At 60.2% G+C, this 12,568-nt stretch carries 12 protein-coding genes and 1 tRNA gene; 7 read left to right on the top strand and 6 right to left on the bottom strand.

The window, feature by feature from the left end:
- Positions 1 to 187: 187 nt before the first annotated feature.
- From AC4BCN_RS11375 to cysS, 6 genes are all read right to left on the bottom strand, one after another.
- Positions 188 to 280, bottom strand: a tRNA-Ser gene (locus AC4BCN_RS11375).
- A gap of 110 nt (positions 281 to 390) precedes the next feature.
- Positions 391 to 1,638: an aspartate kinase gene (locus tag AC4BCN_RS11370; RefSeq protein ID WP_034756957.1), complete on the bottom strand. Its 1,248-nt coding sequence runs from the start codon at positions 1,636 to 1,638 to the stop codon at positions 391 to 393.
- 196 nt (positions 1,639 to 1,834) lie between these two features.
- Positions 1,835 to 3,253 carry a tRNA lysidine(34) synthetase TilS gene (gene tilS / locus AC4BCN_RS11365; RefSeq protein WP_490493320.1) on the bottom strand — a complete coding sequence of 473 codons (1,419 nt, stop codon included), beginning with the start codon at positions 3,251 to 3,253 and terminating at the stop codon, positions 1,835 to 1,837.
- Positions 3,254 to 3,382: 129 nt separating this feature from the next.
- Positions 3,383 to 4,357, bottom strand: coding sequence for an acetyl-CoA carboxylase carboxyltransferase subunit alpha (locus AC4BCN_RS11360; protein ID WP_034784047.1), 975 nt, complete (start codon positions 4,355 to 4,357; stop codon positions 3,383 to 3,385).
- 54 nt (positions 4,358 to 4,411) lie between these two features.
- Positions 4,412 to 5,125, bottom strand: coding sequence for a DNA-3-methyladenine glycosylase family protein (locus tag AC4BCN_RS11355; protein ID WP_431520310.1), 714 nt, complete (start codon positions 5,123 to 5,125; stop codon positions 4,412 to 4,414).
- Positions 5,122 to 6,519: a cysteine--tRNA ligase gene (gene cysS / locus AC4BCN_RS11350; protein WP_490493319.1), complete on the bottom strand. Its 1,398-nt coding sequence runs from the start codon at positions 6,517 to 6,519 to the stop codon at positions 5,122 to 5,124. Before cysS ends, AC4BCN_RS11355 begins: the two co-directional genes overlap by 4 nt.
- Before the next feature lie 278 nt (positions 6,520 to 6,797).
- Here cysS and AC4BCN_RS11345 point away from each other — a divergent pair, with 278 nt between their 5' ends.
- The 7 genes from AC4BCN_RS11345 (at position 6,798) to AC4BCN_RS11315 (ending at position 11,989) form a co-directional block, all read left to right on the top strand.
- The gene (locus AC4BCN_RS11345; protein WP_181877859.1) at positions 6,798 to 7,427 is read left to right on the top strand and encodes a peptidylprolyl isomerase; all 630 of its coding nucleotides are present in this window, start codon (positions 6,798 to 6,800) and stop codon (positions 7,425 to 7,427) included.
- Positions 7,428 to 7,500: 73 nt separating this feature from the next.
- Positions 7,501 to 7,992, top strand: a complete 492-nt coding sequence (locus AC4BCN_RS11340) for a peptidylprolyl isomerase (RefSeq protein ID WP_034756945.1) — start codon at positions 7,501 to 7,503, stop codon at positions 7,990 to 7,992.
- A gap of 86 nt (positions 7,993 to 8,078) precedes the next feature.
- Positions 8,079 to 8,825, top strand: a complete 747-nt coding sequence (locus tag AC4BCN_RS11335) for a UDP-2,3-diacylglucosamine diphosphatase (protein ID WP_139091274.1) — start codon at positions 8,079 to 8,081, stop codon at positions 8,823 to 8,825.
- 69 nt (positions 8,826 to 8,894) lie between these two features.
- On the top strand, positions 8,895 to 9,611 hold the full coding sequence (locus AC4BCN_RS11330) for a DUF72 domain-containing protein (protein WP_490493318.1): 717 nt from the start codon (positions 8,895 to 8,897) through the stop codon (positions 9,609 to 9,611).
- 130 nt (positions 9,612 to 9,741) lie between these two features.
- Complete coding sequence (locus AC4BCN_RS11325; protein WP_092712515.1) at positions 9,742 to 10,122, top strand: GntR family transcriptional regulator; 381 nt, start codon at positions 9,742 to 9,744, stop codon at positions 10,120 to 10,122.
- A complete protein-coding gene (locus AC4BCN_RS11320) occupies positions 10,119 to 10,991 on the top strand; it encodes an ABC transporter ATP-binding protein (RefSeq protein ID WP_128139830.1) in 873 nt (290 codons plus the stop codon). Before AC4BCN_RS11325 ends, AC4BCN_RS11320 begins: the two co-directional genes overlap by 4 nt.
- A complete protein-coding gene (locus tag AC4BCN_RS11315; RefSeq protein WP_490493317.1) occupies positions 10,988 to 11,989 on the top strand; it encodes a hypothetical protein in 1,002 nt (333 codons plus the stop codon). Before AC4BCN_RS11320 ends, AC4BCN_RS11315 begins: the two co-directional genes overlap by 4 nt.
- Positions 11,990 to 12,568 lie beyond the last annotated feature (579 nt).

Genomic DNA, 12,568 nt, shown 5'->3' with positions numbered 1-12,568 from the left:
CTGGCTGCGAGTGCCTGAGATGAGGGGACGGCGCTGGCCGCTGCGCGGCCAGCGGGGCCGCGCGGGGCGCGGCAGAATGGCGATTCGAATAGCCTCGCGCCCCTTAGGGCGCTCCGTCTTCGAATCCCACCGTTCCGTCCAGACAAATAAAAAAGCCTCCCGCAGGGGAGGCTTTTTTATTTGATTCTGGCGGAGACGGTGGGATTCGAACCCACGATACAGGTATAAGCCGTATGCATCCTTAGCAGGGATGTGCCTTCGGCCACTCGGCCACGTCTCCTAGCTGATTACTCAACTATGTCTCTGTAGCTAACTGCGCTGCAGCGACGAACGTCATAATATCGATTGCCCCCCCTTTGGTCAAGGGCGCGGGGCAATATTTTTGGATATTTAAGCTTTTTCCAGCTCGAACGCTTTATGCAGCGCGCGCACGGCCAGTTCCATGTACTTTTCATCGATCAGCACGGAGATCTTGATCTCGGAAGTGGAGATCATCATGATGTTGATGCCCTCTTCCGACAGGGTACGGAACATTTGCGATGCGACGCCAACGTGGCTGCGCATGCCCACGCCGACGACGGACAGTTTCGACACTTTCGCGTCGCCCGTGATGCTGGCCGCGCCCAGCGATTCGCGGTTCGCTTCCAGCACGGCCAGCGCGCGCGTGTATTCGCCGCGCGAGACGGTGAAGGTGAAGTCCGTTTTACCGTCGACCGACTGATTCTGTATGATCATGTCGACTTCGATGTTCGCGTCCGCCACCGGTCCCAGGATGTGGTATGCCACGCCTGGACGGTCGGGCACGCCGAGCACGGTGATTTTGGCTTCATCGCGGTTGAAGGCGATGCCGGAGATGACTGCTTGTTCCATGTTTGTATCTTCCTCAAACGAAATCAGGGTGCCTGAATTGGCTTCTATTTCCAGCGGCAACATCGGGTCGGTCAGCGACGACAGCACGCGCGTGGGAACGCGGTAGTTGCCGGCGAATTCCACCGAACGCGTTTGCAGCACTTTGGAGCCCAGCGAAGCCAGTTCCAGCATTTCTTCAAAGGTGATGGTCTTCAGGCGGCGCGCCTCGGAGACCACGCGCGGGTCGGTCGTGTAGACGCCGTCGACGTCCGTGAAGATCAGGCATTCGGACGCCTTCATGGCGGCGGCGATCGCCACGGCCGAGGTGTCGGAACCGCCGCGGCCCAGGGTCGCGATGTTGTCGTGTTCGTCGACGCCCTGGAAACCGGTAATGATGACAATCTTGCCCGCATCGAGGTCGCGTTTGACTTTTTCGTCATCGATCGACTGGATGCGTGCCTTGGTAAAGGCGGAATCGGTCTTGATCGCGACTTGCCAGCCAGCATAGGATACGGCTTGTTTGCCGATCGCCAGCAGTGCCATCGACAATAGGCCGACGGACACTTGTTCGCCTGTCGAGGCGATCATGTCAAGTTCACGGGGATCGGGTTGATCCATGATTTCCTTGGCCAGTCCAATCAGGCGGTTGGTTTCGCCCGACATGGCGGATGGCACCACCACGATTTGATGCCCAGCGTCGTGCCACTTGGCAACGCGCTTGGCGACATTCTTGATACGGTCAGTCGAGCCCATCGACGTACCGCCATATTTGTGGACGATTAAAGCCATAAGAGTGAAGTTTCCGCTCAAGAAGAATAAAAAAGGAGGGCTTTACTCTACATGCCGCAATGCAAAATAACAAGCTAAAAAGCGCATTAGCTCATACCGATTGCGCATATGGAAATAACCAATCCATGCAGTCCAGCTGGCTTGGACAGCCGCTTGGCGGCCGCCCCGGGAGTGGCCGTGGCAGCTGCCCCTGCGCTCAGCAGGAGAGCCAGCGCAAGGCGACGCGGGGGCGATCCAGCAGACTCAGGCAATGGCAATCGAGGCCTATACCGGCCGCGAACAGCAATTGTTGCGCCGCACAGACAAGGGGCAGGCGTTCGCGCTCCCAGGCGGGCACGTCAAACGCCTGGTAGTGGTATTTCAAGCTCTTCGTGGGACGGTTCAAGGCCAGTTTCAGGCGCTCGCCACCCTGGCGGAAATCGATGGTCAAGGTTTGAGCTTGCAACCAGGCAATATCGATACCCTGGCCGCCCTCTTCCACCGCATCGAAATGCAGCACGCCGCCATACGCGGGGAACGCCAGGCTCGCTTCGCCTTGCCACGTAAATTCCTGGCTGGCCTTTTCCAGGCCGGGAATGCCCGCGTCGCTCACGTCGCGCATGCCGGCCAGGTCATCGAGCTTCGGCGTCAGGTACAACCGGTCGCGGTGGCGCCGCACGTGGCATTCGGGATGCGTGACCAGCAGTTGCGCATCGGGCCGCGCTTCCAGCAATTGCGCCAGCATTTCCGCCAGCCACGCCGTCGACGGCATGCGCAAGCCGCGCGTGCCGAACCAGTGGCGCAGCAGGTTGTAGCAGCGGTCCGCGCTCAGCGCGCGCAATTTCGCCAGCTCGATGCAATCGCCATCAAGGCACGCCGCCAAATCCTGCGTCGCCAGTTCCGTCAGCAGGCGCTGCGCCGATTGCGCGTGCTGGGCGCTGCGGGCGAAGCGTTCCTGGAAACCGGGAAAGGCCTGCGCCAGCACGGGCATCACCTGATGCCGCAAGGCATTGCGGGCAAAGCGGGGATCGTCGTTCGATTCGTCGTGTATGTGCGCGATCGCATGTTTTTCCACGTAGCTTTCCAGCTGCTTGCGCGACACGGGCAGCAAGGGGCGCGCCATCACCAGGTCAGGATTGCCCAGCAGCTCGGGCGCGCTGTTGGCGCCATCCATGCCGGACAAGCCCGCCGTGCCGGAGCCGCGCAGCAATTGCAGCAGCACGGTTTCCGCCTGATCATCCTGGTGGTGGGCAGTGAGCAGCAGGCGCACGCCGTGCGCGGCGCACAGCTGGCCCAGGGCCGCGTAACGGCGCTTGCGGGCCGCCTCTTCCGTGCCCGTCTTCGCATTTTTCTCCAGGGTGACCTTGCGCGCCTCGAAAGCGACGCCCATGCCGGCGCACAATTGTTCGCAGTGGGCCAGCCAGGCATCCGCATTCGGGCTCAGACCGTGGTGCACGTGAAAGGCGTGCAGAGCCACGCCGTGCTCTTGCACCCAGGCATGGGCCAGGTGCAGCAGGGCCGAGGAATCGAGGCCGCCGCTGAGGGCGATGGCGATGGGGCCGCCCGCTGGCGGCGCGCAGGCGTCCAACGCACTGGCGAAAATGTCGGCGACGGTGGCGGTTTGTTGCTTTTTCAATCAGGACTCCGGGAATGCAAAGAGGGACAGGCTGCTAAACGGATGGTGTCGTTTAGCTGGCTGTCCCTGGTGTTTGAATGCTATGTTGGCTTACATTTGGGGTCAGACCCGACGGGTCTGACCCCAGCCTTACTCGCTCGGCGTGGTTTCCTTGAACTTGCCGTAGCTCAGCAGTTTTTCATGGCGCGCGGCCAGCAGGTCCTTGGTTTTCATGCCCTGGAACTGGCGCAGGGTGTCGGCCAGTGCGCGTTTGAGCAAGGTCGCCATCTGTTTCGGATCGCGGTGGGCGCCGCCCAATGGTTCGTTGATGATCTTGTCGATCAGACCCATGGCTTTCAGGCGGTGGGCAGTCAGGCCCAGCGCTTCGGCCGCGTCGGAGGCGCGCTCGGCGCTCTTCCACAGGATCGAGGCGCAGCCTTCCGGCGAGATCACGGCATAGGTCGAGTATTGCAGCATCAGCACGGCGTCGCCCACGGCGATGGCCAGTGCGCCGCCGGAACCGCCTTCACCGATGATGGTGGCGATCAGCGGCACTTTCAGCTCGGCCATCACGTACAGGTTGTGGCCGATGGCTTCCGACTGGCCGCGCTCTTCCGCGTCGATGCCGGGGAAGGCGCCTGGCGTGTCCACAAAAGTAAAGATCGGCAAGTTGAACTTTTCAGCCACTTTCATCAGGCGCATGGCCTTGCGGTAGCCTTCCGGCTTCGGCATGCCGAAATTGCGCATGGCGCGCTCTTTCGTGTCGCGGCCCTTCTGGTGACCGATGACCATGCACGGCTGGCCGTTGAAGCGGGCCAGGCCGCCGACGACGGACAGATCGTCCGCGTAGCTGCGGTCGCCATGCAATTCGTGGAAATCGGTAAAGATTTCATTCACGTAATCCATGGTGTAGGGGCGTTGCGGGTGGCGCGCGATCTGCGCCACTTGCCAAGGGGTCAGCTTGGCGTAGATATCTTTTGTCAGCTGCTGGCTCTTCTTGGCCAGGCGGTCGATCTCTTCCGAGATGTCGACGGCCGAATCGTCTTGCACGAAGCGCAACTCTTCGATCTTGGAATCGAGTTCCGCGATCGGCTGTTCAAAATTGAGGAAAGTCGTTTTAGTCATTGTACCTCCAGGTTTTACCGGCCACGGCGCCAGGGCGCGCGGCGTCATCTATGTTTATTTTACCGTACCGGCTGCTGCGCCGGGGGCTGCATCGGGTGCGGCAGGAGCGGCTGCAGGGTCGAGACTGCGCCACAAATACCACGTCGCCACGGTGCGCCACGGTTCCCAATTGGCGGAAACTTCGCGCGCATCGCTGCGGGAAACTGGTTCACCGGAGAAATAATTGACGCTGATGCCCTGAATCAAACCGGGGTCGTCGAGCGGCAAGACATTCGGCCGGAGCAGATTAAATATCAGAAACATCTCGGCTGTCCAGCGGCCGATGCCGCGGATCTGCACCAGTTCGGCGATGACGGCTTCGTCATCCATCTGATCCCACTGGCTCGCGTGCACGCGTTTGGCCTTGAAATGGTCGGCCAGGTCGAGGATGTATTCGGTCTTGCGTTTGGACAAGCCGCAGGCGGACAGCTGCTCGGCGCCTGCCTTCAACACTTGCGACGGCGTGCATTTCGGGCAAGCAAGCAGCAGCTTTTTCCAGGCAGCGTCGGCCGCCTTGGGCGTGATCTGCTGCCCCACCAGCGAACGGGCCAGGGTCGTAAACGGGTCGCTGTGGCCAACCAGGTGCAGGTCGCCAAATTGCGGGATGAGCTTTTTCATGATGCGGTCGCGCTTCATCAGCTCGATCTTCGCCTCTTCCCAGTAATGCGGCACCTGGATCACCTGCGCGGCTACCGGCGCTTCCCCGTTTTCCCTGGACGTTGGCATCATGCGCGGCGCCAGTTGGTCGAGCCGTCAGGCTTGTCTTCGAGAATGATGCCCGCTGCCAGCAAGTCGGCGCGGATCTTGTCGGACTGCGCAAAGTCGCGCGCCTTTTTCGCCGCGCTGCGCGCCGCGATGGCCGCTTCAATGCCGGCGGCTTCATCGACGCCACCGGCTGCGGCGCCGACGGTTGCTTGAAGGAATTGCTGCGGCGTGCGTTCCAGCAAGCCGAATACGCCCGCCAGGCCCTTCAATTGACGCGCCAGAACCGGCGACTTGCTCTTGTTGACTTCCGTTGCCAGGTCGAACAGGGCGGCCACGGCCAGCGGCGTGTTGAAATCGTCATCCATCGCTTCGCGCACGCGCACGGCATGTGCCTCGTTCCAGTCGATGGCGCCCTCTTCCACCGCCACGTCGGCCAACGCCGTGTACAAACGGGTCAGGGACAGGCGCGCATCATCGAGGTGCACGTCCGAGTAATTGAGGGGGCTGCGGTAGTGCGCGCGCAGGATGAAGAAGCGGATGACTTCGGCATCGAACTTTTGCAGCACTTCGCGGATGGTGAAGAAATTGCCGAGCGACTTGGACATCTTTTCATTGTCCAGGCGCACGAAGCCGTTATGTATCCAGTAATTGACGCTGGTATGGCCGAACGCGCCCTCGGATTGGGCGATCTCGTTTTCGTGGTGCGGGAATTGCAAGTCCGCGCCGCCGCCATGGATGTCGAACTGTTCACCAAGCAAGGCGCAGGACATGGCCGAGCATTCTATATGCCAGCCCGGGCGGCCCTTGCCCCACTTCGAATCCCATTTGACTTCTTCCGGCTCGGCATCCTTCGACGACTTCCACAGCACGAAGTCAAGCGGATCGCGCTTGCCCGTGTTCACGTCGACACGTTCGCCCGCGCGCAGGTCGTCGAGCGACTTGCCCGACAGCTTGCCGTAATGGGGGAAATTGCGCACGGCATAGTTCACGTCGCCATCCGCGCCCTGGTAAGCCAGGTCTTTCGCTTCCAGCTGCTCGATCAGGTGCAGCATCTGCGGCACGTATTCGGTGGCGCGCGGCGTGTGGTCGGGTGTCAGGATGCCCAGCGCGGCCGTGTCTTCATCCATGTACTGGGTGAAACGCGTCGTCAGCTGGGAAATCGTCTCGCCGTTTTCCACGGCGCGGCGGATGATCTTGTCGTCGATGTCCGTAATGTTGCGCACATAGGTGACGTCGAAACCGGACGCTTTCAGCCAGCGGTAGATGACGTCGAACGCCATCATCATGCGCGCATGGCCGATATGGCAATAATCGTAGATGGTCATGCCGCACACGTACATGCGTACCTTGCCCGCTTCCATCGGGACGAATACCTGCTTCTCGCGCGCCAGGGTGTTGTAAATCTTTAGATTGCTCATCGTACTTTGCAAGTGGAGCGGCCGCCAGCCTGGCAAAACGACAGACAGGCGCGGACACCGGGGGTGCCGCGCCACAGAACTGCCGTGTGCGCCGAGACGGGACGACCCGCTGTATTGTTGTTCTTGTTTGTTAGAATTAGGGCGTTAGCGGTCAAGTATAACATTGATAAAAACCATACTGGCCCGATATGAATCAGGTTTTTACGATGTTCAACCGAATTTTCATTTCTTTACAATTAAAGCAAGTTTAGAGAAAAATAACGATCAAGGACGCCTTCATGCAAGAAATCAAATCGAAACGCCTGTCTTTCCTGGCCCGTTTTTGCACCCTGTTTGCCGGCCTGACCCTGGGCAGCGCCGTCGTGGCAGCCGCTCCGGCGACCGCCCTCGACCCCACGCCCCACGTGGCCCTGAAAACCAGCATGGGCGAGATCGTGCTGGAACTGAACCAGGAAAAAGCGCCGCACAGCGTGGCCAATTTCTTGCAGTACGTCAAAAGCGGTTACTACAAGGGCACGGTGTTTCACCGCGTCATCGACGGCTTCATGATACAGGGCGGCGGCTTCGACAAGAACATGAAGCAGAAAGCCACCAAGGCGCCGATCAAGAATGAAGCGCAAAACGGCTTGCAAAACGTCACCTACAGCATCGCCATGGCGCGCACGGGCGACCCGCATTCGGCCACCGCGCAATTCTTTATCAACGTCAACGACAATGGCGCGCTCGACTACCCTGGCCGAGACGGTTTCGGCTACACGGTGTTCGGCAAAGTCGTCAGCGGCATGGACGTGGTCGACAAGATCAAGGCCGTGCCCGTTGCCGACAAGGGCCCGCACCAGAACGTGCCGGTCACCCCCGTGGTGATCGAATCGGCGACTTTACTCAAATCCGCGCCCGCAAAACTGTAAAATAGCGTTTTTGCGGCGCCGGCCTGCCTGGCGCCGCTGAATCAATTATTCATCCAATTTATTAAGGATCATCATGACCTCCGTCATCATCACCACCAATCTGGGCAAGATCACCGCTGAACTGGACGCCGAAAAAGCGCCGAAAACGGTTGCCAACTTCCTGGCCTACATGAAAGCCGGTCACTACGACAACACGATTTTCCACCGCGTCATCGACGGCTTCATGATCCAGGGCGGCGGTTTCGAGCCAGGCATGAAACAAAAGCCAGCCGACACCACCGTGGAAAACGAAGCCAAGAACGGCCTGAAAAACGATACCTACACGCTGGCCATGGCCCGCACGTCGGATCCGCACTCGGCATCGGCCCAGTTCTTCATCAACATCAAGAACAACAGCTTCCTCGACTATCCAGGCCAGGACGGCTGGGGCTACGCCGTGTTCGGCAAAGTCACCGAAGGCAAGGAAGTCGTCGACGCCATCCGCGCCGTGAAAACCTCGCGCGCCGGCATGTTCGCCGACGTACCAGTGACGGACGTGATCATCGAGAAGGTAGAAGCCGCGTAATCAGGCTTCAGCATCATGAATAACAGGCATTGCCGCGTTTGCGCTTTTCCATGCACATCACTTTTTGGGAGCGTTGAACGATGACAATGCCTGCCGCACTCTTTATTTCCGACCTGCATCTGCAGAGCTCGCACCCGCGCACGAGCGCGGCGTTTCTTTCTTTCCTGGAACACCATGCGCAATATGCGCAAGCGCTGTATCTATTGGGCGACCTGTTCGAATACTGGGCCGGCGACGATGACCTGGAAGACCCGTTCAATGCGCGCATGACGGCCGCCATCCGCGCCGTCAGCGATGCTGGCGTGCACGTCTACTGGATCGCCGGCAACCGCGACTTTCTTGTCGGCTCCGGCTTTGCCGCCGCCGCCGGCGCCACCCTGCTCAGCGAACCGCACGTGGCCACGATCGCCGGCCAGCGCATCGTCCTGCTGCATGGCGACGCCGAATGCACGAAAGACGTGCAATACATGGAATTTCGCGCCATGGTACGCCAGCCCGCCTGGCAAAAACAGTTCCTGTCCATGCCGCTGGCGCAGCGCAAGGCCATCATCGACGGTTTGCGCAAGAGCAGCCGCGAGCACAATGGCGAAAAATCCATGGACATCATGGATGTCACGCCCGATGCTGTCGCGCAAGTGTTTGCCGAACACGCGAGCACCGTCATGATCCACGGCCACACGCACCGCCCTGCTCTGCACCGGGTCGGCCATACCCTGCGCTACGTCTTGCCCGACTGGGAATGCGATGTCACGCCGCCGCGCGGCGGCTGGATCGCCATCGATGCGCGCGGCAACATCACGCGCCACGACCTGAACGGCAACATCATCGACTAGGTCTGCGCCGACGGAGGCACGGGCGTTTGTCCGATAGCCGGGCCCGCCTGGCCTTGCTGTAATGGCGCCATGCATACTGTTTACATCGGCACGGCCGGCTGGAGTATTTCCAGCGCCGCCGCCAGCCACTTCCCCCTCGATGGCAGCCACTTGCAGCGCTATGCCCAAGTGCTCGACTGCGTGGAAATCAACAGCTCCTTCTACCGCCCGCACCAGGGCGCCACCTATGCGCGCTGGGCCGCCAGCGTGCCCGACCATTTCCGCTTCAGCGTGAAATTGCCGCGCAGCATCACACACGAACGGCGCTTGCGCGATGGTGAGGCCGAACTCGATCGCTTTGCGTCGGAAGTGGGGGAATTGGGAAGCAAGCTGGGCTGCGTACTGGTGCAGCTGCCGCCCAGCCTGCGATTCGAAACGGACGTGGCCGCCGCATTTTTCAGTGCGCTGCGCCAGCGCTTCGATGGCATGCTCGCGTGCGAGGCGCGCCACCCCAGCTGGTTCGAGCAAGGCGCGACCGAGCTGTTAACAATGCAGCGCATCACGCGCGTGCGCGCCGATCCGCCCGCAGGCCAGCCGGGCCCGCACGTGCCGACGACCAACGTGGCCTACGTGCGCCTGCACGGCAGTCCGAAAATATATTATTCGGACTATCCGGCCGATTACCTGGCGGCGCTGGCCGCCGAATTGCACGCATCGGCGCAGGCGGACAGCTGGTGCATCTTCGACAATACGGCGGCCGGGGCCGCCCTGTTCAATGCGCTGGACTTGCAGGCGCGGCTGAGGTGAGTCGCCGCGCGCATGCGCTCGCTCCCCGTGTTATAGTTAACTACAACACCAACTCAATACATCACGGAGCTTCGATGCCTACCGCATTTTTCACGCGCCGCGCCGCCCCGCCCTTGTCGGAGCGCATCCCATGAGCGCGGAATGGAACGACAATAGCCCCATCTACCGCCAGCTCAAGGCCAGGGTGGTGGGCATGATGCTCGATGGCGTGCTGCAGTCGGGCGACGCCCTGCCTTCGGTGCGCCAGGTGGCGGCCGACTATCAATTGAATCCCATCACGGTGTCGCGCGCCTACCAGGAACTGGTCGACGATGCCCTGGTGGAAAAACGCAGAGGACTCGGTATGTATGTCTTGGAAGGCGCCCGCGACAAATTGCTGGCCAGTGAACGCGAGCGCTTCATGCGCGAAGAATGGCCGGCGATGCTGGAACGCATCACGCAACTGGGCCTGAACCTCGAACAACTACTGCAAGCGAGCCGCGACAGCGGCGCACACGGAGAGAACGCATGAATGCATTGAACAAGGACAGCGTCATCAGCGCGCGCGGCTTGCACAAGCAATATGGCAAGCAGGTGGCCATAGCCGGCATCAGCTTCGATATCGCGCCTGGGCGCATCGTCGGCTTGATCGGGCCAAACGGTTCCGGCAAGACCACCACCCTGAAAGCCATCCTGGGCCTGACGGGCTTCGAAGGCGACTTGTCGGTGCTGGGGCGCGATCCGCGCGTGCAGCGCGATGCGCTGATGGACGACGTCTGCTTCATCGCCGACGTGGCCATCCTGCCGGGCTGGCTGCGCGTGGCCGACGCCATCGACTTCGTTGCTGGCGTGCATCCACGTTTCGACCGCAGCAAGGCAGAACGCTACCTGGCCCATACCAAGCTGTCGCCGAAGATGAAGGTCAAGGCCATGTCGAAAGGCATGGTGGTGCAGCTGCACCTGGCGCTGGTGATGGCCATCGACGCCAAACTGCTGGTGCTCGACGAGCCGACCCTCGGCCTGGACATCCTGTACCGCAAGCAGTTCTACCAGAACTTGCTGGAAGACTATTTCGATGAAAACAAGACCATCGTCATCACCACGCACCAGATCGAGGAAGTGGAACACATCCTCAGCGACCTGATGTTCATTCGCGACGGCAAGATCGTGCTGGCCTCAAGCATGGAAGAAGTGGGCGAGCGCTATATCGAGGTGATGGTGGGCCCGCAGCACGTCAATCCGGCGCGCGCCCTGCAGCCGATCAGCGAACGCAGCGTGTTCGGCAAGTCGGTGATGCTGTTCGATGGCGTCGCCCGCGCCCAGCTGGCCGCCCTGGGCGAAGTGCGTACGCCCAGCCTGGCTGACCTGTTTGTCGCGACCATGAAAGGATCGTACCAATGAGCATTTCCCCTGCCAACAAGATGCAATGGCTGATCCGGCGTGAACTGTGGGAACACAAGGGCATGCTGGTATGGACACCCGCCCTGATCGGCATCGCCATGACCGTGCTGGGCGCCTTGATGACGATAGGTACCATCGCCAAGACCAAGATGCGCACGGCACTGATCGTCAATGGTGAGGAAGTGTCCTGGAGCACCGTCTTCAATACCCGCACCTTCGGCCCGCGCCGCACGGAAATCATCGACGCCGTCGCCAACAACTACACGTACGCGGCCGCGCCGCTGTTCCTGGCGCTGGGTTTCCTCGTGTTCTTCTATTGCCTGAGCGCCCTGCATGACGACCGCCGCGACCGCAGCGTGCTGTTCTGGAAATCGCTGCCCATCTCCGATGCGCAGACGGTGCTGTCGAAAGCGGCCATCGCCCTGCTGGTCGCGCCGCTGATCGTGGCCGCCGCCGCCAGCCTGACTTCGCTGGCCCTGATCCTGATCCTGAGCGGCGTGCTGGCGGCCAACGGCATCCACGTGTTTGCCGAGCTGCTCGCCACCCCCGGCCTGTACCTGGGACCGCTGCGCGTGTTCGGCTTGCTGCCCGTGTATTGCCTGTGGGCCTTGCCGACGGTCGGCTGGCTGCTGATGGTATCGAGCTGGGCCAAGTCGAAAGTCTTCCTGTGGGCCGTCGGCGTGCCGCTGCTGCTGCTCATCCTGACCGTCTGGGCGGGCAAACTGGCGCAAACGGAAAGCGGCGTCGACTGGATACAGATGAATGTCATCGGACGTGCCCTGCTGGGCACCCTTCCTGGCAGCTGGTATCTGTTCGAGCCGGGCCTGCTGCCGCAAATGCACGCCCTGGCAGAGGAGGGATCGCACATGACACGCATCGATGTGTTCAGCAATTCCTGGTCCAGCCTGACCTTGCCAGCCGTCTGGCTGGGTGCGGCGGCAGGCGCGGCGCTGATTTACGCCGCTATCCGCCTGCGCCGCTGGCGCGAGGAAGGCTGACAGCGCAATATTTCCTCCCATACAAAACGCCCCGCCCGCCGGGGCGTTTTGTATTTCTACTCCATTCAGCCCCCGAGAATAATAACTACCTTAGCGATAGTTATTATAAAAACTCCTCTCCGCCACAACAAGACTATTCATTCGATAGCATTAATTAGATATTAAAATTACAAATAATTATTTCTATCGTATTTTATTACCAATCATATTTGATAATCGGCATTCAAAAAACAACAACTAGCAATTCGATAGCAAGGCGGTTTTTTGGATAAAAGACGCAGAAATACGCGGGCAAGACAGCAGACTCAGCCGAAAACACCTGTTTCGTGACAATTCGTGATTATTCAGCTACATGACGCCAGAGAAAATAATGTCATTGGAAGTGATCAAAATGAAATTGGAAGTTTCAAAATTGAAACTATCCTCAGAGTGGAGGCCTGCCCATTCGTCGTGCAAAGGCTGTACCTTGCCCTTGCGTCCCGCCGGACAAGCCAGTTGCCGGTGCAACAAAACACAGGAAAGTGGCGACGCATAAAACGAATACGAAAATAACATTTTTAATATTACCGAAGTAGCGCT

Source organism: Janthinobacterium sp. Bl 1 (genome assembly GCF_058215535.1).
Note: the sequence above shows the minus strand (reverse complement) of the source record. Positions and strands in the feature narration are given on the sequence as shown.